This is a genomic window from Inquilinus ginsengisoli (assembly GCF_031453975.1).
GTDB classification, from domain to species: Bacteria; Pseudomonadota; Alphaproteobacteria; order DSM-16000; family Inquilinaceae; genus Inquilinus; species Inquilinus ginsengisoli_A.
Genome location: NZ_JAVDPW010000006.1, coordinates 57,817 through 81,031, shown reverse-complemented (window position 1 = coordinate 81,031; position 23,215 = coordinate 57,817). Strand labels below are relative to the sequence as shown.

Sequence of the window (23,215 nt, the reverse complement as noted above, 5' to 3'; positions counted from 1 at the left end):
GCTTCCGGCGCGGCCGGGACTCCGCACCTCAGTCGAAGAACGCGGCGTCTTCCGGCAGCAGGTAGCGCTGCGCCCGTTCCGGGTTGATGTCGACCCCCATGCCGGGGCGGTCCCAGACCTCGATCATCCCCTTCTGCACGATCGGGTCGGGCAGGCCGTCGACGATGTCGTACCACCAGGCCGGGTCGCCGCTGGGGTATTCGAAGGCGATGAAGTTGTGCGGTAGCGTGGCCGAGACCTGGACCAGCGCGGCGAGGCCGAGCAGGCCGTTGCCGGTGCCGTGCGGCGCCATCAGGATGCCGTGCAGGTTGGCGTATTCGGCGATCCATTTCAGCTCGGCGATGCCGCCGACGTCGCAGGGGTCGGGCCCGACCACGTTCACCGCATGGCCTTCGATCAGCGCCTTGAAGTTCTGGCGCAGATAGATCTGCTCCCCGGTGTGGATCGGGGTCGAGGTGGCGCGGGTGACCTCACGGTACACATCGGCGTTGACGTAGGGGACGTAGTCGCCGGTGATCAAATCCTCGAGCCACAGCAGGTTGAACTCCTCCACCGCGCGGGCGAAGCGGATGGCGTCGGGCACGGTCCAGCCCGGCCCGCAATCCAGCGCCAGCCCCACGCCGTCGCCCAGCACCTCCTTCATCGCCGCGACGCAGGCGATGACATGCTTCATGCCGCGTTCGGTCATCAGCCCGGAATCGAGAGCGCCGTGATACACGCTCTTCTGCGGCGAGCCGTAATAGAAGTCCGGCACCTCGCGCTTCATCGGGCTGTGGAAGCCGATCGCCTGCTTGATCATGGTGAAGCCCTGCGGCAGGGCCATCTGACGCTTGGCATCCGCGGCGTAGTGCTCGGGGTCGTAGCCGCCCAGGGGCACGCGGAGCGAGCCGTTGTAGACCCGGACATGGTCGCGGACCTTGCCGCCGAGCAGCTTGTAGACCGGCAGGCCGGCAGCCTTCCCCGCCACGTCCCACAGCGCCATCTCGATGGCGCTGACCGCGCTGCCCCAGGGCTTGAACGCCCCGCGCTGGCGGATCCGCAGCATCACCCGCTCGACATTGGTCGGGTCCTCGCCGATCAGCGCGTCGCGGAAGTGCAGGATGTGGGGCTTCAGGTAGGGCTTGTAGGACTCGACCTCGCCATAGCCGCTGATGCCCTGGTCGGTGACGACGCGCACGATCGGGTTCTTGCCGATGACGGCGCATTTCAGATCGACGATCTTCATGCCTTGGGGCGCCCCGCTTGGTGGGGGACGGGCGACACCGCCCACCCGTGTTTCCTCACTCGTCTTTTTTTATGTCCGATTTTTCGGATGCGAGGGCGAGCCTAACACAGGAGAATCTCATTGCAACTTGTTAGGTGGACCGTCGGCGATTTTGGCAAGGCCGGCGCCGCCCCGACGAACAGCGGCGCCTAAGTCGCCTTCTTCGCCAGCTTCAGGATCCGGGCCAGCCAGGCCGTGCCCGCCGCCGGGCCGGTCGAGGCGCGGATCACGATCTCGGCCACCAGCGCCAGCCGCACCGGCGGGCGGGCGGCGGCCTCGGCGTCGCCCAGGCGGTCGGCGATGCAGCGGACCATGGCGGCGCCGATCTCGACCTGCGGCGTCCGCACCGTGGTCAGGCGCGGCGACACCTGCGAGGCCGCGGCGAAGTCGTTGAAGCCGACCACCGAGATGTCCTCGGGCACGCGCAGGCCCAGGCGCAGCAGGTCCGACACCACGTTCACCGCGATGCCGTCATGGGCGCAGAACAGGGCGGTGGGCGCGCCGCCGGCCTTGAGATAGGCGAAGAAGGCCTGGCGGAAGCCGTCCGCCTCCTCGTCGAAGATGATGTCGTCGACGGTCACGCCCTCGGCCTCCAGCGCCCCGTCGCGGAAGCCGCGGAAGCGCTCGGCCCGGCCCAGCGGCGTGGCGCTGCCGTGGACGAAGGCCATGGCGCGGTGGCCGAGCCCGAGCAGCAGCCGGGCCACGGCCACGCCGGATTCCCAATCGGCGCCGACCACCTGGTCGATCCGCTCCATCGGGTTGACATAGGTCGCGCACACCACCGGCAGCCCGGTCCGCGCGGCGAGGCCGGAGACCTCCGCCGGCCGCGGCACCGCCAGGATCAGCCCGACCACGGCGCTGTCGAGCTGGCTGCTATCGGCGAGGTGGCGGGCCTGGCGCGGCACGATCGACAGGCCCAGCCGCTCGCCCTCGCGCTCGGCCCCATGCAGCATGTTGTGCCACAGCTCGCTGGAGACCGGGTCGATCTCCTGCCGGATGAACAGGATCTGGCCGGTGGCCGCCGCCAGCTCCTGGTTGCGGCGGTAGCCCATGCCGTGGGCGGCGCGCAGCACCCGGTTGCGGGTCGCCTCGCCCACGCCCGACTTTCCCGACAGCGCCCGGGACACCGAGAATTTGGAAAGCCCGAGCTTGTCGGCGATGTCCTGGATGGTGACGCGACCTGACGCCATGCGACTATTGCGTTCCGTGTTTGGGCCGCACCTTCTGCCGCAGTGGCGCTTCCGCCGTCAAGTTCGGCGCATCGCCGCCAACCGGCCTTGCGCAACTTGTTTGGTGATGATAGCCAATTGCCTAACGACAAGCAAACTGATGCGGAGGGTCGCCATCATGACCATCGGACATCTGGACGACGCTGCCCTGGGCAGGGTCGAGAACGCCGTGTCGACCCATTCCCGGCCGAGCGACCTCAGGATCACCGACCTGCGGGCCGCGGTGGTGACCGGCAGCGGCTATTATCCGCTGATCCGGATCGACACCAACCAGGGCCTGTCCGGCATCGGCGAGGTGCGCGACGGCGGCCATGCCGAGAACGCGCTGCAGTTCAAGCATGTGCTGCTGGGCCAGAACCCGTGCAACGTCGACATGATCTTCTCCGCCCTGCGCCGCTACGGCAGCTGGGGGCGCGAGGGCGGCGGCGTCTCGGGCATCGAGATCGCGCTGTGGGACCTGGTCGGCAAGGCCTATGGCGTGCCCTGCCACCAGTTCCTCGGCGGCAAGCACCGCGACCGCGTCCGCATCTACGGCGACACCCCGGCGCCGGCGCAGATGACGCCGGCCGGCTATGTCGAGGCGGTGCTGCGCCGCAAGGCGCTGGGCCTGACCTTCATCAAGTTCGACCTGCCGCCGCGCTTCTTCAACGGGGCGGCGAACGCCCTGGTCGGCCAGGCCACGCTGCACGAATACGACCTCGCCAAGGCCTGGCGCGCGCCGGGCGCCGGGCGCGGCATCAAGCTGGGCCAGGCCGGCATCGCCGCCGCGGTCGACGTGGTCCGCGCGGTGCGCGAGGCGGTCGGCAACGACATCTCCCTGTGCATCGACCATTTCGGCGAAGGCTACATGACCGCCGACGAGGCGATCCGCCTGGGCCAGGCGCTGGAGCCCTTCGACCTGGCCTGGTTGGAGGATCCCCTGCCCTGGCACGACTTCGCCGGCCACAAGAAGGTCGCCGACGCGCTGCTGACCCCGATCGCCGCCGGCGAGGAGCTGTATCTGTGGGACGGCTTCCGCGAGCCGATCGAGACCCGGGCCTTCGACATCCTGCACCCCGACCTGCTGACCTCCGGCGGCATGCTGGAGACCAAGCGCATCGCCGACTACGGCGAGCGCTACGGCCTGGCCACGGCGCTGCACGCCTGCTGCACCCCGGTCGGGTTCATGGCCAATGTGCATTGCGGCGCCGCCATCTCCGGCCTGGTCGCGGTCGAGCATCACGGGCTGGACATCCCGTATTGGCGCGACCTGGTGACCGGCCTCGACCCCGACTACATGGCCGACGGCTACGTCACCGTGCCGGACGCGCCGGGCCTCGGCGTCGAGCTGAACGAGGAGGCCATCGCCGCGCATCTGCGCATCCCCGGCGCCCTGTTCCAGCCGACCGAGGAGTGGAACCGTATCCGCGTCGGGTTCGAGCGCCGGTCGCGCGGCTGACCCGTTCGCCGTGGCGAACGGCCGGACCGGCTCTGGATCACCCCATCGGCTTCCGCCGCCAGCTGGATGCGCGACCCGGCATCGAGGGTCGGCGAGATCGGGGGCTTGCCATGGGCGCGGTGCAGACCTATGCCATCCGGGCCGGCCAAGGAGGAACGATGGACAAGGTGCGCATCACCGCGCAGGACGGGATCGCGATCGTCACCATCGCCAGCCCGCCGGTCAACGCCCTCGACGCCGCTTTGCGCGCCGGGCTGGCCGAGGCGGTGGGCCGCGCCGCCGCCGACCCTGATATCCGCGCCATCGTCATCGCCGCCGAGGGCCGCACCTTCATCGCCGGCGCCGACATCGGCGAATTCGGCAAGCCGCCGGCGCCGCCTTCCCTGCCCGATGTGATCAACGGCTTCGACGCGGTGACCAAGCCGATCGTCGCCGCCATCCACGGCGCGGCGCTGGGCGGCGGGCTGGAGGTGGCGCTGGGCTGCCACGCCCGCATCGCCGGCCCGGCCGCGAAGCTGGGCCTGCCCGAGGTCAAGCTGGGGCTGATCCCCGGCGCCGGCGGCACCCAGCGCCTGCCCCGCCTGATCGGCGCCGCGCCCGCCTTCAAGCTGATGGCCGAGGGCACCCCGGCCTCCGCCGCCGAAGCGCTCAAGCTCGGCATCGTCGACGCCGTGGTCGAGACCGATTTGCTGCAGGCCGCCATCACCAAGGCCAACGACCTCGCCGCCGCCGGCACCCTCCGCCGGACCCGCGACCTGGACCGCCGGTCGGCAGCGGGCGGCCAAGAAGCGTTCGAACAGGCCGCGGCCGCCGCGCTGAAGCGCGACCCGGCCCTGCCCAACATCGCCGCCCTGGCCGACGCCGTCCGCGCCACCTTCACCGAGCGCTTCGAGGACGGCCAGGCGCTGGAGCGCGCCCGCTTCGTCGAGCTGGTCGCCGACGACCGGTCCAAGGCCCTGCGCTACGCCTTCTTCGCCGAGCGAGAGAGCGCGCGGGTGGCGGGCGTGCCGAAGGACACGGCGCCGCGGCCCATCGGCCAGGCGGCGGTGATCGGCGCCGGCACCATGGGCGCCGGCATCGCCGTCTGCTTCGCCAATGCCGGCATCCCGGTCACGGTGATCGAGACCACGGCGGAGCTGCTGGCCCGCGGCCTGGACCGCATCACCCAGACCTATGCGTCCGCGGTGAAGCGCGGCAGCCTGTCGGCCGAGGAGGAGGCCCGCCGCAACGCCCTGGTGTCCGGCAAGGTCGGGCTGGACGCCGCGGCCGAGGCCGACATCGTGGTCGAGGCCGCCTTCGAGGACATGGACCTCAAGACCGAGATCTTCGGCACGCTGGACCGGGTGGCGAAGCCGGGGGCGATCCTGGCCACCAACACCTCCTATCTCGATGTCGACCGGATCGCCGCGGCGACCACTCGGCCGGACTCCGTGATCGGCCTGCACTTCTTCAGCCCGGCCAACATCATGCGGCTCTTGGAGGTGGTGCGCGGGGCGAAGACGGCGCCCGACGTGCTGGCCACCGGCATCGACCTCGGCCGCCGGCTGGGCAAGGTGCCGGTCGTGGTCGGCGTCTGCCGCGGCTTCGTCGGCAACCGCATGCTGGCGCGGCGGACCCAGGAGGCCGAGCGGCTGCTGATCGAAGGCGCGCTGCCGCATGAGGTCGACGCCGCCCTGACCGGCTTCGGCTTCCGCATGGGCCCCTTCGCCGTCAGCGACCTGGCGGGGCTGGACATCGCCTGGCGCAACCGCAAGGCGCTGGGCCAGGTGGCGCCGGTGGCCGACGCGCTGTGCGAGGCCGGGCGCCTGGGCCAGAAGGCCGGCCGCGGCTACTACCTCTATCCCGAGGGCGCCCGCAGCGGCGTGCGCGACCCGGAGGTGGAGGCGTTGCTGGCGCGGGTCTCGGCCCGGCTCGGCGTCACGCGTCGCACGATCCCGGCGGAGGAGATCGTCGAGCGGCTGGTCTATCCCATGATCAACGAGGGCGCCCGGATCCTGGACGAGGGCATCGCCCAGCGCCCCGGCGACATCGACGTGATCTGGCTGAACGGCTATGGCTGGCCGGCCTGGCGCGGCGGCCCGATGCGCTATGCCGACAGCATCGGCCTGACCACCGTGGCCGAACGCCTGGAAGCCTTCGCCGCCGCGCGGGGCGAACCCAGCCTGGCCCCGGCGCCGCTGCTGCGCCGCCTGGCCGATGCCGGCCAGGGCTTCGCCGATTTGGCGGCCGCGCGGTGACCCTGGTCCTTTATTCCAAGCGCCACGACGCCGGCTTGGCACAATGGTCCGGCAGCGCTTAAGGTCCGCATCGAGTATCTTGATGTGGAGCCATAGCAATGGACCGCGCCGACCTCGCCGTCGCCCAATGGGCCCGGGAGCGACCGGAGCTCGACGGGCTGCCCATGGCGGTGCTGGGCCGGCTGCAGCAGGCCGCGCACATCGTCACGACCGCCCATCTCAACCCGCTGTTCGCCCGCGCCGGGCTGCAGCCGGGCGAGTTCGACGTGCTGGCGACGCTGCGGCGGTCGGGCGCCCCCTACACCCTGTCGCCGACCGCGCTGTACGAGGCGGCGATGATCTCGTCCGGCGCCATGACCAACCGGCTCGACCGGCTGGAGAACGCAGGGCTGGTCGAGCGCCTGCCCGACCCCAACGATCGGCGCGGCCGGCTGGTCGCGCTGACCGCCAGGGGCCTGACGCTGATCGACGACACCATCGGCGCCCATGTCGAGAACGAGAAGCAAGTGCTGTCGGGCCTGAGCCCGCAGGAGCAGGAGGCGTTGAACGCCCTGCTGCGGAAGCTGATCGCCAGCCTCGCCTAGGCCTGTTCGGTCCAGGCACGCTTGACAGCCCCGCTGCCGCGTCCTACTAAACCGAACAGTTATATAACCGTTTGGTTATCAAATGATGTCGCCCGATCGCCTCAGCTCGACCTTCGCCGCCCTCGCCGACCCGACGCGGCGCGCCATCCTGGCGCGGCTGTGCCTGGGCGAGGCCACGGTGACGGAGCTGTCGCAGCCCTTCGAGATGAGCGGGCCCGCCATCTCCAAGCACCTCAAGGTGCTGGAGCGCGCCGGGCTGATCAGCCGTGGCCGCGAGGCCCAGTGGCGCCCCTGCCGGCTCGAGGCCGCGCCGCTGCGCGACGTGGCCGGCTGGCTCGAGGAGTACCGGCGCTTCTGGGAGCAGAGCCTCGACCGGCTCGACGCCTATCTGCAGCAGGTCCGGCGGGAGGAGGACGGCCAGGGCTGACGCCGGTCCCAAAAAAGATCCGCGGCGCTGTCGGATCGCGGTCTCGCGGTTCGTCCTTGGGACAGAGCTCCCCTCGGGAGCCGATCCAGGATCAACCAGACTTCACAGGAGGAACACGTCATGCAGGGCAATTCGATTTCGCAGGTCAAACCCTACCTGTTCTTCGACGGGCGCTGCGACGAGGCGCTGGACTTCTACCAGAGCGCCCTCGGCGCCGAGGTGCTGCAACTGCTCCGCTTCAAGGACAACCCGATGCCGGCCGCCCAGGAAGGTTGCGCCGGCGGGGGCAGCATGGGGGACAAGGTGATGCATGCCTGCGTCCGCATCGGCAATGCGCAGCTGTTCGCCTCCGACGGCATGTGCCAGGGCAAGCCGAGCTTCCAGGGCATCTCCCTGGCCTACGAGACCGCCAGCGACGCCGAGGCCGAGCGGATCTTCGCCGCCCTGGCCGAGGGCGGCCAGATCCAGATGCCGATCGCCCCGAGCTTCTTCTCCACGCGCTTCGGCATGGTCGCGGACCGCTTCGGCGTATCCTGGATGATCACCGTGGCGCCGGCGGCGGCAGCCGCCTGAGCCGTCCTTGCGATGCTGTTCCGGGCCGGGTGAAGGGCATCGGGCGTTGACGCCCGCATCGGGGCTGGGCTAGGTCAGGCCCTCCCGAACGGGCCGGACCATCCGGCCCCTCACTCGACATCCGGTTGCCCGCGCGGGGCGCCGGCCCATGTCTTTCCGGAACAGCATCGTTTGGAGCCGCCTGATGAGCGAGGATTCGAGCAACGATCCCAGCCTTCTGCTTTTCGCCTCTCTGTGCATCGGCCTGCGCGACTGGGCCCAGACCGGCGCCGGACCGTCGATGAGGCAGCGGCTGAACTGGAAGCGCGCGGTCGAATGCCTGCGCAAGGGCGAGGACGAGGCGGCCGAGGCCGAGATGACCCGCGGCGGCGCCCTGACCGAGGCCGAGGAGGAAGAGGTGCGGCGGTTCGACCTGCGCGCCTTCGACAAGGCCCTGGTGGCCGCCAACGACGTCCGCGGCTGGATGGAATGATCCCGCCGTTTCATGGCCTTTGCCTCGCCATGATGTGAACCGACGCTGCCTCCGCCGCGTAGAAGCGGGGAACTCCCTGCGGGTTCGTTCCGTTTTCGGACATGCCAGCGCGGCATGACCCGTATGTTCCCCGTGGGATGGAGGAGGCAGCGCCATGGTCGACACCGCCCGGATCGATCCCCCGATCAGGTTCCAGCGCAGCGACGGCAGCGATGCGGCGATCGACGCCGCCGGTGACCTGATCGCCTGGCTGGACGCGCTCTATGACGCGATCCTCGACCCCAAGCGGTCGGAGCGACAGTCCGCCGGCGACAGCCGCGCGCATCACCTGCAGGAGATCGAAGACCTGCTGATGCGGCTGGAGGACGAGATCGACGCCGGTGCCGCCAGCATCAGCGAGGATCTGCGAATCCGCGCCATCCGGCTGATCGGCGGCTACCGCGACCTCGACATGACGCTCGGCCGCCCGCCCCTGCACCTGCGCCAGCCGAGGGGGCCCCGCCGGCACATCGCGTAGCGCCCACGAAAGCCGTGCCCGGGCCGGCCGCGACCCGCTAGACTGGGCCGGCCAAGGTCGGGCGGAACCCGACGCGAATCCGGGGGGACGCATGAGCAGCAAGCCGGCACCGAGCTATGTCAGCGGCACCGCCGATGCGCCGCTGCTGGGCGAGACCATCGGCCAGGCGCTGGACCGCGCCGCCGCGCGCTGGCCCGACCGGCCGGCGCTGATCGACCGGTCGCTCGGCATCCGCTGGAGCTGGCGGGATCTGGCCGACCGCGCCGACGCCTTCGCCGCCGGGCTGCTGGCGCTGGGCCTGCAGCCGGGCGACCGCATCGGCATCTGGTTGCTGAACCGGGCGGAATGGGCGCTGACCCAGTTCGCCGCCGCCAAGGCCGGGCTGGTGCTGGTGACGGTCAACCCGGCATACCGCCTGGCCGAGTTGGAATACGCGCTGACCCTGGTCGGCTGCTCGGCCCTGGTCACCGCCACCGCGTTCAAGACCAGCGACTATCTCGGCATGCTGAACACCCTGGCGCCCGAGCTGGCCGGCGCCGCCCCCGGCAGGCTGCAGGCGGCGAAGCTGCCGGCGCTGCGCATCGTCATCCAGATCGGGGGCAGCGCGCCCGGCACCATCCCGTTCGAGGATGTCGCCGGGTTCGGCGGCGCGGCGGAGCGCGACCGGCTGCGGCAGCTGGCGGACACGCTGCAATTCGACGACCCCGCCAACATCCAGTTCACCAGCGGCACCACCGGGTCGCCCAAGGGCGTGACCCTGACCCACCACAACATCCTCAACAACGGCTACTTCGTCGGCCGCGGCTTGGCGCTGGGCGAGCAGGACCGCATCTGCATCCCGGTGCCGCTGTACCATTGCTTCGGCATGGTGATGGGCAACCTCGCCGCCGTCACCCACGGCGCGGCCATGATCTATCCCGGCGAGGGCTTCGACCCGCTGGCGACCCTGGCCGCGGTGGCGGAGGAGCGCTGCACCGCGCTGTACGGCGTGCCCACCATGTTCATCGCCATGCTCGACCACCCGCGCTTCGGCGAGTTCGACGTCACCAGCCTGCGCACCGGCATCATGGCAGGCTCCCCCTGCCCCATCGAGGTGATGAAGCGGGCGGTGGGTCAGATGAACATCCGCGAGGTCACCATCTGCTACGGCATGACCGAGACCAGCCCGGTGAGCTTCCAGAGCGCGGTCGACGACCCGCTGGAGCGGCGGGTCTCCACCGTCGGCCGCATCCACCCGCATCTCGAGGTCAAGATCGTCGACGCCGACGGCCGCATCGTGCCGCGCGGCCAACGCGGCGAGCTGTGCACCCGCGGCTATACGGTGATGCGCGGCTACTGGGACCAGCCGGACAAGACGGCCGAGGTGGTGGATGCCGCCGGCTGGATGCACAGCGGCGACCTGGCGGTGATCGATTCCGATGGCTTCTGCAACATCGTCGGCCGGATCAAGGACATGGTGATCCGCGGCGGCGAGAACATCTATCCGCGCGAGGTCGAGGAGTACCTGTACCGCCACCCCAAGATCCAGGACGTGCAGGTGTTCGGGGTGCCCGACCCGAAATACGGCGAGGAGCTGTGCGCCTGGATCCGGCCGCGCGACGGCACGGCGCTGACCGCCGAGGAGGTCCGCGCCTTCTGCGACGGCCAGATCGCGCACCAGAAGATCCCGCGCCACATCCGCTTCGTCGACGCCTTCCCGATGACCGTCACCGGCAAGATGCAGAAGTTCCGCATGCGCCAGGCGATGGAGGAGGAGTTGGGGCTGAAGGCGGCCCCAACAGCTTAGGAGAGCTTGCTTTTTCTTGTCATGCCACGGTCAAGCCGTGGCATGACAATAGAAAATGGCGGACTTTCCTCTCCGCCCTACCCCGCCCGCGACACCCGGCCCTCGATCGGATAGGCCGGGTCGTTGTAGCCGGGGCTGGAGGCGTGGCCGGGGACCACCAGCCGGTTCACCAGCGCCTCGTCCTCCGCGGTGAAGGCATAGTCCAGCGCGCCGACGTAGTCGGCCCATTGCTCCTCGGTGCGCGGCCCGGCGATCGGGGCGGTGACGATGCGGTTGTTCAGCAGCCAAGCCACCGCGAACTGGCCCGGGGTGATGCCCCGCGCCTGCGCATACTCCGCCAGCTCGGCTGCGATCGCCAGGCTCTCGGGCCGCCATTCCGTCTCCAGGATGCGCTTGTCTGAGCGGCCAACGCGGGTGTCCTCGCCCGGCGTCGCGCCCGGCTTGTACTTGCCGGTCAGCACGCCGCGGGCCAGCGGGCTGTAGGGCACCACGCCGAGTCCGAAATGGGCGCAGGCCGGCAGGTGCTCGACCTCCGGCATCCGGTTCAGCAGGTTGTAGTAGGGCTGGCTGACCACCGGCCGCTCGATCCCGGCCTCGTCGCACAGCCGGCAGATCTCCGCCACCCGCCAGCTGCGATAATTGGAGACGCCGAAGTAGCGGATCTTGCCCTGGCGGATCAGGTCGGCCAGCGCCGATACCGTCTCGGACAGCGGCGTGGTCGGGTCCTCCTTGTGGAGGTAGAGGATGTCGATGCTGTCGGTGCCCAGCCGGCGCAGGCTGGCCTCCACCGCCTCGAAGCTGCGGCGGCGCGACAGGCCGCGGTCGTTCGGGCCGTCGCCGGTCGGGTTCGCCAGCTTGGTCGCCAGCACCCACCAGGACCGGTGGGTGGCGATCGCCCGCCCGACGATCTCCTCCGACCGGCCGCCGGTGTAGACGTCGGCGGTGTCGATGAAGTTGATGCCCGCCGCCCGGGCCTGGTCGACGATGCGGGTCGCGGTCGGCTCGTCGGTCGGCCCGCCGAACATCATGGTGCCGAGGCAGAGCGGCGAGACCTTCAGCCCGCTGCGCCCGAGATTGCGGTAGTCCATCGGTCGTCTCCTGTCTGCGGGCTCCCAGCCCTCTCCAACCCGTCATCCCCGCGAAAGCGGGATCTCGCAACGCTTTGACCGGATAGAGATTCCCGCTTTCGCGGGAATGACGATGAGGGATGGGCCGCTGTTCTGAAATGCTGTGCCCTGAACCAGACCGCAATCATGGCCCGAAACACCGGGCTTGCGGGTCCCGCGGATCGCAAGGCAGCCGTGCGATCCATCCCGGGACAGGTTAACCTGCGATCAGTCAAACATGGGGAGGAGCGCGGACCCGGCGGCCTGCCGCCAGCATGGAGACGACGACCGAGCGATGAGCGCCCTGCCCTCGTTGATCCGCACCGCCATCGCCATCTCGCCGCGCAGCATCAGCATCGGCGAAGGCCTGCGCGCCGCCGCGTCCTGCGCCGTCGTGGTCGCCATCGGCAGCGCGCTGCAGATGCCGATCCTGGCCTGGGCCGCGATCGGCGCCTTCTGGACCTGCCTGGCCGATCCCGGCGGGCCGAACCCGGACCGGCTGCGGGCGCTGGCCGGCTTCACCCTGATGTCCACCGCCTTCGCGATCATCGGCGCCGCGGCCGCGTCGCAAGGCTGGGGCTGGGCCGCGGCCGCCGTGGTCCCCTGCGCCCTGGTCGGCGGCATGGCCGGGGTCTATGGCGCCGCGGCGCGGCAGATCGGCGCCCTGGCCACCGTGGTCTGCGTCACCGCGATCGACCACCAAGTGGCCTCCCCGGCCGCCCTGGCCGAATTCGCCGCGACTCACCTCGCCGGCTGCCTGTGGGCCATGCTGCTGGCCCTGTCGATCTGGCGCATCCACCCGTTCCGGCCGGCGCGAAGCGCCCTGGCGGCGACCTATCGCGGCCTGGCCGCCATGGCCGCCGGCATGGCCCGCCTGGATTCACGCTCGGCGCCGCTGGACTGGATCCGGCACGCGCAGCGCTACCGCCCGGCGGTCCGCGCGGCGATCGAGACCGCCCGGGCGGCGCTGGGCCGGGCGATGCGCGGGCGCGGCCTGGGCGATTTCGCCGAGCGGCTGCTGGTGGCGCTGGATATCGCCGAGCGCATCTTCGGCCAGCTGATCGCCCTGTCGGACCTGCGCCAGCATGCCGGCCCGGCGGCGGATGGGCGGCGGCCGCTGGAACGGCAGGCGCTGCGCCGCCTGGCGCTGACGCTGTACCGCCGCGCCCGGTCCTTCGACACCGGTCCTGGCGAGATGGACGCGCCGCAGCGGTCGCTGGACCGCCTCGCCCTGCTGGCGGCACGGATGGAGGGACCGGTGGCGGCGGGGCTGGGCCGGATCGTCGAGGAGATCCGCGCCACCGGCAGCGCCCGCCCGGCCCCGGCGCGGGACGAGGCGGCGGCGGTGTCCCGCGGTCTCGCGGCCGGGCTGGCGCCGCTGCGCGCGCATCTGAGCCTGCGGTCCGAGATCCTGCGCCACGCCCTGCGCTGCGCCGTCGCCACCACCGCGGCGGTGCTGCTGAGCCACGCGCTGGGCTTCTCCTATGCCTATTGGATGGCGATCGCGACGGTGCTGGTGCTGCAGTCGTCGGTGGCCACGACCTGGCCGCGGGCGCTGGAGCGCGCGGTCGGCAGCGTGCTGGGCGGCGGGCTGGCCGCCCTGCTCGGGCTGGTGCTGCACACGCCGCTGGCCCTGACCGCCGCGGTGTTCCCGCTGGCGATCGCGACCATGGCGATGCGGCAGGTCAATTACGGCATCTTCGTCTTCTTCCTGACCCCGCTGTTCATCCTGGTGGTGGAGCTGTCGCAGCCCGGCGCCAGCGAGCCGGCGCTGGCCTGGATGCGCGCGCTGTACAACGTGCTGGGCAGCGCCATCGGCCTGGCGGCCGGGCTGCTGCTGTGGCCCAGCCGCGAGGGCCGGCAGTTCCGGCCGCTGCTGGCCGCGGCGATCGAGGCCAATGGCCGCTACGCCGCCCTGGCCTTCGCCCCGGACGACAACGAGGCCGCGATCGAGGCGGCGCGGCGGGAAGCCGGGCTGGCCAGCGGCAATGCCGAGGCCGGGCACGGCCGGACCATGCTGGAGGCGTGGTGGCAGCGCGAGGCGCTGGATGCCGGGCTGACCATCCTGGTGCTGGCCCGCCAGATCGCCGGCGGGGCCGGCACCGCCTGGCTGCACCGGCCGGACGCCGCCGACCGGGCCGAGGATGCGGATTTCGGCCGGTGGATCGGCGCCGAGACCGCCGCCCTGGCCGAGGCGCTGCGCCGCGGCAGCGCCGTGCCCGCCCCGGCGCCACCGCCGGACGGCGCGGCCGACGACCCGGAACGGTCGCGCCTGCTGCAGGAGGTCCTGCTGCTGCGGACGGCGACGGAGCATCTGGTGCCGGGATAGCGGCCGGGATTGTTGGCAGATTGAGTGGCAGGGGACTGGCAGCGTCCCCCAGCCAAGCAAATATCCCCAGATATGCGATGATGATACGAACTTGATGGCGAGGTGACACGGTGCGCCTGAAACTCTCTCAAGAAGAATGGGAAAAATTTCGCCCGTCTCAATCCGAAGTTGAAGCGGGCGCCCATGAGCTGTTTCGGATAGGCAAATTTCACAACTGGTTTAACGGCGGCAATATATCGCGATACGACGAGATGGATCCGCTCGGAAAAGAAGAATTTGAAGATGTCGTGGCGATAATCCTGATCGCCGCAGCCCACGCCAGGTCGGCAACGAAAGAAGGCTGAAGGGCTTCCATGAGTCCCCCTCATCTACGGAAGGCGGGTAACTCACTAAAAAATGCACTGTCACCGTAGTAGAGATCGCATACCGCCCCTTCTTCGTCATTGCGAGGAGGCGAAGCCGACGAAGCAATCCATGGTGCCATGGATTGCTTCGCTGCGCTCGCAATGACGGAGACGGGGGAGGCGCAAGCGCCTCCGACCTCTCCCGCACGGCGGGAGAGGTAACTTAAACAGTCATGGCAGGATTTGGCAGGGAGGGCGCGCGCACCCAGCGGTCAACTGGTATCGGTCTGCTTCCGCGGGAGCGTGGGATCGGGGTTGCGTATCCGGTCCGGCCGGGGACTCCAGCGACGGTGTCCGGGCGGGCGCCGCGGCAGGCCCAGGCCGGCGGCGCCGCGGCCCACCACCGCAGCCTTCGCGGCGAGGCCGGCGGCCTCCGCCTCGTCAGCGGGCAGATCCGGCCAGTCGGGCAGAAGCCCGAGGGCGCGGCACAGGCGCCGGACCAGGATTTCGATCGGCAGGACGGTATCGGCCCGGTCGGCGTCGATCCGGTCGAGCCTGGTCCAGAGGTCGCCCGTCAGCCGCTCGCGGGCCTCGGAGTCATTGGGCGTGGCGGCGTCGATGGCGCGGATCACGCCTTCGGCGACCCCGCGGCGGCGCTCGGCCGTCTCGCGCTGCCGTCCGTCCCGGCGGTCCTCGGCCTGGCGCCGGGCCTCCTCCTGCTGCTCGCGCAGCCGGGCCTTGAGCATGATGGTGCGGCGGATGGAGGCTCGGTCCGGATGTTGGCGTTGTTCATGAATCGATTAGAACATAAAGAGAACAAATGAGTCAAGTTCAACTGCGCGCATCACCTCTCCCGCCAGGCGGAAGAGGTGGCGCAGGCGCACCCCCGCCCTATCTGTAGCTCGGGTCCCGGTACACTTCCTGGCCGCCGACATAGGTCGCCAGGGCCTTCATGGCCTGGATCTTCTCGACCGGGACGGTCAGGAAATCATCGGTCAGGATCGCGAAATCGGCCAGCTTGCCCGGCTCGATCGAGCCGCGGTGGTCGTCCTCGCCGATCAGCTTGGCGAAGTTGATGGTGTCCAGCCGCAGCAGCAGGGCGCGCGAGGCGATCTTCTGGTCGGCGCCGTAGACGCCGTCGGAAATCGTGTCGCGGCTGGCGAAATGATACAGCTCCCAGAAGGGGTTGAACGGAATGACCGGCGAATCCGTGCCCCCCGCCACCAGCAGGCCGGCATCGAGGAAGGTCTTCAGCGGCGTCACCTCGCTGGCCGTGTCCCAGCCCCAGTACTTCTTGAGCACCGGCGCGGCGAGATAGAGATGATCCTGGGCGGAGACCATCAGGTTCATCCCCTTCATGCGGTCCACCAGGTCGGGCCGCACCACGAAGGCGTGCTCGATGGCCCAGCGCTTGCCGGCGATGGGCGTGTCGGCATTCGCCTTCTCATAGGCGGTCAGCACCTCGTCGACCGCCGCATCGCCCACCGCATGGGTGGTGGGGCGCCAGCCTCGGCGATTGATCTCCCGCACCACCGCCTCATAGGCCGATGGCGGGGACACCGTCAGGCCCGAATAGGTCCCGCCCTTGCCGTAGGGCTCCTGGTAGGGCCGGGAGAGATGGCCGCCCTCGAAGCCGCCATCGACGATCAGCTTGATGCCGCCGATCCGCACGAAATCGTCGCCCTCGTCCTGCGTCACGCCCCATCTGGCGATGGCGTCGTCGACCTGCTGGGCGGTGCGGAACTCGAAGCCCGGCATGTAGACGGTGTAGCGCAGCGTCAGGCTGTGGTCCGCGGCGGCCTGGCGCCACAGGCGCAGCGCGTCGAGCATGTTGCCCTTGTAGGAGCCCGGGATGCGCACCGCGGTCATGCCATAGGCGTTCAGCGCCGCCTGGGTGGCGACGATGTCGTCCATCGTCAGCGGCTTCGGCGCGGGCAGCGGCACCAGCGCCTTGGCGGTGTCGAAGATCTCGCCGGTCAGGCCGCCGTCCTGGTCGCGGCTGATCTGGCCGCCGGCCGGCACCGGCGTGTCGGGGGTGATGTTGAACGTCTTCAGCGCGCCGGCGCTGAGGATGATGGAATGCCCGCCGCGCACCAGCACCACCGGGTTGTTCGGCGCCGCCTGGTCCAGCTCGGCCGCCGTCGGCAGGCGCTGTTCCTTGAGCTGGGCCTCGTGCCAGTCCGAATTGGACACCAGCAGCGTGCCGGGCGCGGCCGCGGCGGCGGCGTTGGCGACGATGGTCAGCAGCTCCTGCAGGCTGCGCGCATGCGACAGGTCGATGCCGCTGCCGCCGCCTTCGTTGTGGAAATGGCCGTCGGCCAGGCCGGGGCTGACGAAATGGCCCTGCAGGTCCACCAGCCGGGTGTCCTTCCCGACGAACCGGCGGATTTCGTCATTGCTGCCGACCGCCACGAAACGGCCGCCCGAGACCGCGAAGCCCTGGACCACCGAGTCGCCGGCATCGGCGGTGTAGACCTTGCCGTTGATGTAGACCGCGTCCGCCGCCGTGGCGGCGTGGCCGGACAGGGGCAACGCCGCCGCCAGACAGAAGGCCGCCGCTGCGATGATCCTCAGGTCCATGGCATCCCCCTCGCCGCTATTTGTTTTATGCTTAAAGCATTTGCCCGTTGCCCTGCCCTGTCAAGCCCCGCTCCGGCGTCGGGACATGACAAGGCAGCCGTGCCGGAGACGGGCGGGGTTATCCGCTGTGGTCGGGCGTCAGGCCGCCGCGTCGGCCTTGCCGATGGCCAGGAAGGCGTCCAGCGCCGCGATGTCCTGCTTCTCCCCGGCGACATCGGCGGCCAGCCGCTCAAACAGCCCGGCCATGCCTTCGTAGATCAGCCGGGCGGGATCGTCGGGGCCGAGGAAGCCGGCGATCTCGCGCATCTCCGCCACCCAGCGATAGGCCTTGGCGTACATGTCCGGCAGGCCCTTGCCGAACCGGGCCAGCAGCTGCGGCTGGCTCTCGGCCAGCTCGGCATGCAGCGCGGGCGCCGCACCGTCGCGGCTGGCCGCCAGGATCATCGCCGCGGCCAGGCCGGTCAGGCCCTTGGTGATGCCGGCATAGGACATCTTCAGCGCCGAGGCGGCGCCGACCGGCCCGTCGAGCACGCGGATGCGCAAGCCCAGACCGGCGAGCACGCCGAGATCCTTCGCCGCCGGGCCGGCCAGGTACAGCACCGGCCCAGGGGTGCCGGGCACCGGCGGCATGCCGATGATGCCGCCATCGGCGAAGCCGCTGCCGGTCGGCGCGATGATCGCGGCGATGGCCTTGACCGTGTCGACATTGACCGCGTTGCAGTCGACATAGACCGGCTTGCGCGTCGCGGCGCGCAGGGCCGGCGCCAGCCGCTCGGCCAGCGCCGCGGCCTCGCCCGGCGGCACGATCGACAGGATGATGTCGGCGCCGGCGACCGCGGCCTCATCGGCCGCCTGCATGCCGGCGGCCTGGGCCCGCGCCCGGCTGGCGGCGCTGCGGCCGTCGAGCAGGGTCGGCACGGCGGCGCCGTGTTCGGTCAGGCGGCGGGCGATGCCGCTGCCCATGGCCCCGGGGGCGATCACGGCAATGGTCGGGCTCATCGGATGTCCTCCGGATCGGTCCGCCGGCGGCCGCCCCTCCCCGGCCCCGACCCGGCGATCATGGCGCGATCGGCCAGGGCCGGGAAGCCGCGCTGTGTCGCGGGCTCGGTTGCGTCAGCCGCGCGCCCCGCCCGCCGGAACGACCACGGGCAGCATCTGTTCGACGGACAGTGGCGCCATGGCCAGCCCCTACCCGCCCCGTTGGAAGCGCAGCACCCGGCTGCGGTTGAGCGCCAGCCGCACGACGTCGCCGTCGAAGGCGAGGCAGATCCGCTTCGGCCAGGGTCCGTCCTTGGCCTCGGCCAGCAGGCGGTTGCCGCCGAGCGGCACCAGCGGCGCCGCGGTGCGGGCCGGGCCGACGCCCATCTCCATCCGGTTGCCGGCAATGGTGAAACCGGCATGGAAGTCCGGGCATCGCCACTCGCCCTGCACCCGGTCGAGCACATCGTCCGGCACCACCGGCAGGAAGCGGCGGGCGACGTGGCCGATCTCGCCCTCGACCGCCCCGCCCGCCCAGCGCAGCCGCATCGGGAAATGGGCGGAGAGCGAGACCGACCAGCCGTCCTCGCCGCGGTGCAGCGTCTCGCCGCTGCCGAGGAAGCTGGCGACGCCGTCCTTCACCTCCAGCCACTCCGGCCCGCGATCGGCCGCATACAGCCCGTCCGGGATCTCGGTACCGCGCTCCGGCAGCGCTTCGCCCAGCAGCGCCGCCATCAGCTTCAGCGCCAGGCCGTGCGAGACCGTGTCCTCGCGGTTCGAGACCACGGCGGCGCCGGTGCCGGTCTCCGGATCCAGCAGGAAATACGTCTTGTAGCCGAGCAGCGACCCGCCATGGCCGACCAGGTGGCGGGGCCCCAGCCGCGACCAGGCGAGGCCGAGCCCGTAGCCGGTCGGGCGGCCATCGGCCAGGTGCCGCGTCGCCCCCTGCCGGGCCAGCACGCCCTGCCCCGGGCCGCGATCCGCCAGCACCGCCTGCTGCCAGCGCACCAGGTCATGCAGACTGCCGGTCAGGCAGCCCGAGGCCGAGAGGTGGCGGCCGGAGGTGGCGAGCTGCCAGGCGCCATCCGCGCCCTTCCAGTAGCCGGGGGCGAGGCCGCGGATCGGGTCGGCCCAGGTCTCCGGCACGCGGAAGCCGACGCCGAGCGGTTCGGCGATGCGGTCGCGGACCAGCTCGGCGAAGGCGACGCCGCGGCGCAGCAGCGCCCCGTCGACCAGGCGATAGCCGGTGTTGGAGTAGGAGATCTCGTGCCCGGCCGGGAAGTTCAGCGCGGTGAGGCGGCAGACGAAGTCGAGCGTCTCCTCACGCTCGGTCGCGGCACCCGGTGGGATGCCGAGCAGCGACAGCGTCTCGCCCGCATCCGGCAGACCGCCGGTCATGTCGAGCGCCCGGCCGACCGTGACCGCCGCCAGGTCGCCCTGCAGCGCCGGCAGCAGCCGGCCGAGCGGGTCTTCAAGGCCGATCTCGTCCCGGCACAGCGCCAGGGCGGCGAAGACATGCTTGGTGACCGAGGCGTAGCGCACCACCGTGTCGCCGGAGAAGGCGGTGCCGCCGGCCAGGCTTTCGACCCCGCCGCAGGCCTCAGCCCGGATCTCGCGGGTGTCGAACACCGCGACGCCGCCGCCGGGTTCGCCGGGCCCCCAGCCCGCCGCGATCTCGGCCGCGGCCTCCGCCGCCGCCGACCAGCGCAATTCCCCACCCGCCATCCCTGCCTCCATCCGCCGCCGTCCCGCCTTCGCCGGCACCGGGCCGGCCGTCGCGGAATCATGATGCCCCGTTATAAGCGGGATCAGGGGATTTGGCTTCCCCGCGGCGGCCATCTGTTCCTACCCTTGGCCTCAGAGTCGCGGGGCGGTTGGCCTGAGCGTCGAAACCAGGGGGAAACCGCCGTGCCGGAAATCGACCGCGATGCGCTGTACCGCAAGGTCAGCCTGCGCATCATCCCGTTCATGATCCTCTTGTACCTGGTCAGCTTCCTCGACCGGGTGAATGTCGGCTTCGCCGCCCTGACCATGAATGCCGACCTCGGCATCTCGCCCTATGTCTTCGGCTGGGGCGCCGGGATCTTCTTCTTCGGCTACTTCCTGTTCGAGGTGCCCAGCAACGTCATCCTGGAGAAGGTCGGGGCGCGGCTGTGGATCTGCCGCATCATGCTGACCTGGGGGCTGATCTCGGCCGCCATGGCGTTCGTCCAGGGGGTGTGGAGCTATTCCATCCTGCGCTTCCTGCTGGGCGCCGCCGAGGCGGGGTTCCTGCCAGGCATGATCCTGTACCTGACCTACTGGTTCCCCTCGGCCCGGCGGGCGCGCTTCGTCGCCCTGTTCATGGCCGCGGTGCCGCTGGCCAGCGCGATCGGCGCCCCGGTCTCCGGCCTGATCCTCGGGTCGACCCATGAATGGCTCGGCCTCAAGGGCTGGCAGTGGCTGTTCATCATCGAGGGGCTGCCGGCCTGCCTGCTGGGCCTGGCGGTGCTGGCGCTGCTGCCGGACGGGCCGGCGCGGGCGCCCTGGCTGAGCGATGCCGAGCGCGCCGCCATCACCGCCGACCTGGCGGGCGACCGCGCCGCCAGCGCCCACCCGCCGCTGCACGCGCTGTGGCCGGCCCTGGCCGACCTGCGGGTGCTGCTGCTGGGCCTGGTCTATTTCGGCATCGTCATCGGCCTCTACGGCATCGGGCTGTGGCTGCCGCAGATCGTCAAGGGCATGGGCTTCACCACGGTCGAGACCGGCTGGATCATCGCCCTGCCCTACCTCGTCAGCGCCGGCGCCATGCTGGTGTGGGGTCGCCACAGCGACCGCAGCGGCGAGCGCATCCTGCACGTGGCGCTGCCGGCCCTGCTCAGCGCGATCGGATTCATCGGCAGCATCTACGCCTCGTCGAACGTGCTGGCCCTGGTGTGCCTGGGCGTCGCCGCGATCGGCATCTACGCCACGCTGGGGCCGTTCTGGACCATGCCGCCGGTGTTCCTGGGCGGCACCGCCGCGGCCGGCGGCATCGCCCTGATCAACTCGATCGGCAATCTCGGCGGCTTCGTCGGGCCCTATGCCGTGGGCTGGATCAAGGATTCGACCGGCAGCTTCACCGCCGGCATGGGCTTCCTCGCGGGCGGCCTGGTGGGCGCAGCGGTGATCGCCCTGCTGTTCGGGCGCCTGCTCCACCGCAGGGCGATGCCGCCGCTGCCGGGCTGACCCCCGCAATCCGCCCTTGCCGCCGGCGTAACCTCGCGGCACCACGGTCCGTACAGTTCCCACCGCAACCGGGGAGGCCCGCCGTGCCGTCCATCCAAACCCAGATCCGGATCTGGGGCCGGGTCAACTCGGTCAATGTCCAGAAGGTGCTGTGGTGCGCCGAGGAGCTCGACCTCGCCTATGAGCGGGTCGATGCCGGCCTGCAGTTCGGCGTCAACACCGGGGCCGACTACCTCGCGATGAACCCGAACGGCAAGATCCCGCTGCTGGCGGATGGCGACTACGTGCTGTGGGAATCCAACGCCATCATCCGCTACCTCGCCCTGCAGTACGGCGCCGGCTCGACGCTGTACCCGGCGGATCCCAGGACCCGCGGCGGGGTCGAGCGCTGGCTGGACTGGACCCTGTCGACCCTGCAGCCGGCCGAGCGGCCGGTGTTCTGGGGCTTGGTCCGCACCCCGCCGGCCGAGCGCGACATGGCCGCGATCCGAAAGGCGGCGGACGAGGTGGCGGGGCTGTGGCGGATCGTCGACGCCCATCTCGCCGGCCGCCGCTTCCTCGAGGGCGAGGCCTTCACCCTGGCCGACATCGTCCTCGGCGCCTACGCCCGCCGCTGGTACGGCGTCGAGGGCGTGGCCAAGCCGGAGCTGCCGCAGCTGGCGCGCTGGCATGCCGGGCTGGCGGAGCGCCGCGGCTTCCAGCGCTTCGTCGCCCCGGCCCTGACCTGAAAGGCCGGCCCCGATGACGATCGAGCTCCACAGCTGGAACACGCCCAACGGCCGCAAGATCAGCGTGGCCCTGGAGGAGATGGGCCTGCCCTACACCGTGCATCCGGTCGACATCACCAAGGGGCAGCAGCACGCGCCCGCGTTCCTGAAGATCAGCCCGAACAACCGGATCCCGGCGATCGTCGATCCGGACGGCCCGGCCGGGGTGCCGATCAGCGTGTTCGAATCCGGCGCCATCCTGCTGTATCTCGGCGAGAAGACCGGCCGGTTCCTGCCCGCCGACCTCGCCGGCCGGGTGCCGGTGCTGGAATGGCTGATGTGGCAGATGGCCGGCTTCGGCCCCATGCCGGGCCAGGTGCACCATTTCCTGACGGTCGAGAACGAGGCCGACCGCCGCTATGGGCTGGAGCGCTACAGCAAGGAGACGCGGCGTCTCTACGGCGTGCTGGACCGCCGGCTGGCCCAGGTCGAGTTCGTGGCCGGGCCGCTGTCGATGGCGGATTTCGCCATCCTCGGCTGGGCCTGGCGGCATGAGCGCCACCGCGTCGACCTCGCCGACTTCCCGCAGGTGAAGCGCTGGTACGAGGCGCTGCTGGCCCGGCCGGGCGTGCAGCGGGGGCTGGCGGTGAAGCTGGACTGAGCGGCGGCGGGATCCGGTTCCGTTAAGGCCGGCTTCGCCCTAAGCTGGTGCGATCGACCCTGCGCCGAGCGATGACGACCTTCGACCGCCCTTCCCGCCGATCCGTCCTGCTGGCCTGGCTGGTGCTGGCGGCCTTCGCCCTGCCCGCGGCGGCGCGGCCGATGCAGTTCAGCCTCCAGGGCCCGGCGGTGGATTGCGCCAGCTGCACCTGGATCCTGGCCGAGGGCGAGATCGATTCCGGCACGCCCGACCGGTTCCAGGAGTTCCTGGCGCGGACCCCGGACGCACCGCGGCTGGTCCGCCTCAACTCCCTCGGCGGCTTCATCGCCTTCGCCATGCGGCTGGGCCAGATGATGCGAGAGGGCGGCTTCGACACCACGGTCGGCCGGGCCAAGCTGCGCAACCCCGACGGCAGCATCACCACCCAGCTGTCCGACTGCTATTCGGCCTGCACCATCGCCTTCCTCGGCGGCATCCGGCGCAGCGTGACCTCCGGCGTGTTCGGCATCCACCGCCCGATGATCCGGCGGTGGCGGGCGACCGACCCCGCCTTCGACCGCGAGCAGACCGAGACGTCGTTGGAGATCTGGAACGTCTATATCGGCATTTACGCGCTGCGGATGGGCGCCAGCGCCGACTTCGCCTCCCGCACCTTCGCCGACCCAGCGATGCGCCGGCTCAGCCATGACGACCTGGCGCGGCTGAAGATCGTGACCGGCCCGGTCTCGAAGCCCGCCGCCGCGAAGCCGGGCCCGGGATAGGCGGTGGCCTCGACT

At 70.9% G+C, this 23,215-nt stretch carries 21 protein-coding genes; 14 read left to right on the top strand and 7 right to left on the bottom strand.

Annotated elements, in window-relative coordinates; all coding sequences use genetic code 11:
- Positions 1-28: 28 nt before the first annotated feature.
- Positions 29-1,225 carry a mandelate racemase/muconate lactonizing enzyme family protein gene (locus E9232_RS17470; RefSeq protein ID WP_309795865.1) on the bottom strand — a complete coding sequence of 399 codons (1,197 nt, stop codon included), beginning with the start codon at positions 1,223-1,225 and terminating at the stop codon, positions 29-31.
- A gap of 188 nt (positions 1,226-1,413) precedes the next feature.
- Positions 1,414-2,454, bottom strand: coding sequence for a LacI family DNA-binding transcriptional regulator (locus tag E9232_RS17465; protein WP_309795863.1), 1,041 nt, complete (start codon positions 2,452-2,454; stop codon positions 1,414-1,416).
- A 157-nt stretch (positions 2,455-2,611) separates the two neighbouring features.
- Between E9232_RS17465 and E9232_RS17460 the strand changes: the two genes are divergently transcribed.
- The 8 genes from E9232_RS17460 (at position 2,612) to E9232_RS17425 (ending at position 10,527) form a co-directional block, all read left to right on the top strand.
- Positions 2,612-3,931 carry a mandelate racemase/muconate lactonizing enzyme family protein gene (locus E9232_RS17460; RefSeq protein ID WP_309795862.1) on the top strand — a complete coding sequence of 440 codons (1,320 nt, stop codon included), beginning with the start codon at positions 2,612-2,614 and terminating at the stop codon, positions 3,929-3,931.
- Positions 3,932-4,089: 158 nt separating this feature from the next.
- Positions 4,090-6,168: a 3-hydroxyacyl-CoA dehydrogenase NAD-binding domain-containing protein gene (locus E9232_RS17455; protein WP_309795860.1), complete on the top strand. Its 2,079-nt coding sequence runs from the start codon at positions 4,090-4,092 to the stop codon at positions 6,166-6,168.
- A 98-nt stretch (positions 6,169-6,266) separates the two neighbouring features.
- Entirely contained in the window at positions 6,267-6,752 is a 486-nt protein-coding gene (locus E9232_RS17450) for a MarR family winged helix-turn-helix transcriptional regulator (protein ID WP_309795858.1), read from the top strand.
- 82 nt (positions 6,753-6,834) lie between these two features.
- The gene (locus E9232_RS17445) at positions 6,835-7,179 is read left to right on the top strand and encodes an ArsR/SmtB family transcription factor (protein WP_309795857.1); all 345 of its coding nucleotides are present in this window, start codon (positions 6,835-6,837) and stop codon (positions 7,177-7,179) included.
- 120 nt (positions 7,180-7,299) lie between these two features.
- Positions 7,300-7,752 carry a VOC family protein gene (locus E9232_RS17440; RefSeq protein WP_309795856.1) on the top strand — a complete coding sequence of 151 codons (453 nt, stop codon included), beginning with the start codon at positions 7,300-7,302 and terminating at the stop codon, positions 7,750-7,752.
- 184 nt (positions 7,753-7,936) lie between these two features.
- Positions 7,937-8,224, top strand: a complete 288-nt coding sequence (locus E9232_RS17435) for a hypothetical protein (RefSeq protein ID WP_309795855.1) — start codon at positions 7,937-7,939, stop codon at positions 8,222-8,224.
- Positions 8,225-8,378: 154 nt separating this feature from the next.
- Entirely contained in the window at positions 8,379-8,741 is a 363-nt protein-coding gene (locus tag E9232_RS17430; protein ID WP_309795853.1) for a hypothetical protein, read from the top strand.
- A gap of 91 nt (positions 8,742-8,832) precedes the next feature.
- A complete protein-coding gene (locus E9232_RS17425; RefSeq protein ID WP_309795851.1) occupies positions 8,833-10,527 on the top strand; it encodes an AMP-binding protein in 1,695 nt (564 codons plus the stop codon).
- Positions 10,528-10,604: 77 nt separating this feature from the next.
- Here E9232_RS17425 and E9232_RS17420 read toward each other — a convergent pair whose 3' ends face one another.
- Positions 10,605-11,615, bottom strand: a complete 1,011-nt coding sequence (locus E9232_RS17420) for an aldo/keto reductase (protein WP_309795849.1) — start codon at positions 11,613-11,615, stop codon at positions 10,605-10,607.
- 313 nt (positions 11,616-11,928) lie between these two features.
- On the opposite strand from E9232_RS17420, the gene E9232_RS17415 reads away from it, so the two are divergent.
- Positions 11,929-13,962, top strand: a complete 2,034-nt coding sequence (locus E9232_RS17415) for an FUSC family protein (protein WP_309795847.1) — start codon at positions 11,929-11,931, stop codon at positions 13,960-13,962.
- A gap of 110 nt (positions 13,963-14,072) precedes the next feature.
- Complete coding sequence (locus E9232_RS17410; protein WP_309795845.1) at positions 14,073-14,306, top strand: hypothetical protein; 234 nt, start codon at positions 14,073-14,075, stop codon at positions 14,304-14,306.
- 272 nt (positions 14,307-14,578) lie between these two features.
- On the opposite strand, the gene E9232_RS17405 is transcribed toward E9232_RS17410, so the two are convergent.
- The 4 genes from E9232_RS17405 to E9232_RS17390 all read right to left on the bottom strand — a co-directional run bounded on the left by E9232_RS17405 (position 14,579) and on the right by E9232_RS17390 (position 19,589).
- Positions 14,579-15,052, bottom strand: coding sequence for a hypothetical protein (locus E9232_RS17405; protein WP_309795843.1), 474 nt, complete (start codon positions 15,050-15,052; stop codon positions 14,579-14,581).
- A gap of 145 nt (positions 15,053-15,197) precedes the next feature.
- Complete coding sequence (locus E9232_RS17400) at positions 15,198-16,886, bottom strand: amidohydrolase (RefSeq protein ID WP_309795841.1); 1,689 nt, start codon at positions 16,884-16,886, stop codon at positions 15,198-15,200.
- Positions 16,887-17,024: 138 nt separating this feature from the next.
- A complete protein-coding gene (locus tag E9232_RS17395; protein WP_309795840.1) occupies positions 17,025-17,885 on the bottom strand; it encodes a DUF1932 domain-containing protein in 861 nt (286 codons plus the stop codon).
- 189 nt (positions 17,886-18,074) lie between these two features.
- Positions 18,075-19,589, bottom strand: a complete 1,515-nt coding sequence (locus tag E9232_RS17390) for a serine hydrolase domain-containing protein (RefSeq protein ID WP_309795838.1) — start codon at positions 19,587-19,589, stop codon at positions 18,075-18,077.
- 183 nt (positions 19,590-19,772) lie between these two features.
- Here E9232_RS17390 and E9232_RS17385 point away from each other — a divergent pair, with 183 nt between their 5' ends.
- The 4 genes from E9232_RS17385 (at position 19,773) to E9232_RS17370 (ending at position 23,200) form a co-directional block, all read left to right on the top strand.
- Entirely contained in the window at positions 19,773-21,071 is a 1,299-nt protein-coding gene (locus E9232_RS17385; RefSeq protein WP_309795836.1) for an MFS transporter, read from the top strand.
- A gap of 83 nt (positions 21,072-21,154) precedes the next feature.
- Entirely contained in the window at positions 21,155-21,799 is a 645-nt protein-coding gene (locus E9232_RS17380) for a glutathione S-transferase family protein (protein WP_309795834.1), read from the top strand.
- A gap of 13 nt (positions 21,800-21,812) precedes the next feature.
- Positions 21,813-22,439, top strand: coding sequence for a glutathione S-transferase family protein (locus E9232_RS17375; RefSeq protein WP_309795832.1), 627 nt, complete (start codon positions 21,813-21,815; stop codon positions 22,437-22,439).
- A 71-nt stretch (positions 22,440-22,510) separates the two neighbouring features.
- Positions 22,511-23,200, top strand: a complete 690-nt coding sequence (locus E9232_RS17370; RefSeq protein WP_309795830.1) for a COG3904 family protein — start codon at positions 22,511-22,513, stop codon at positions 23,198-23,200.
- Positions 23,201-23,215: the final 15 nt, after the last annotated feature.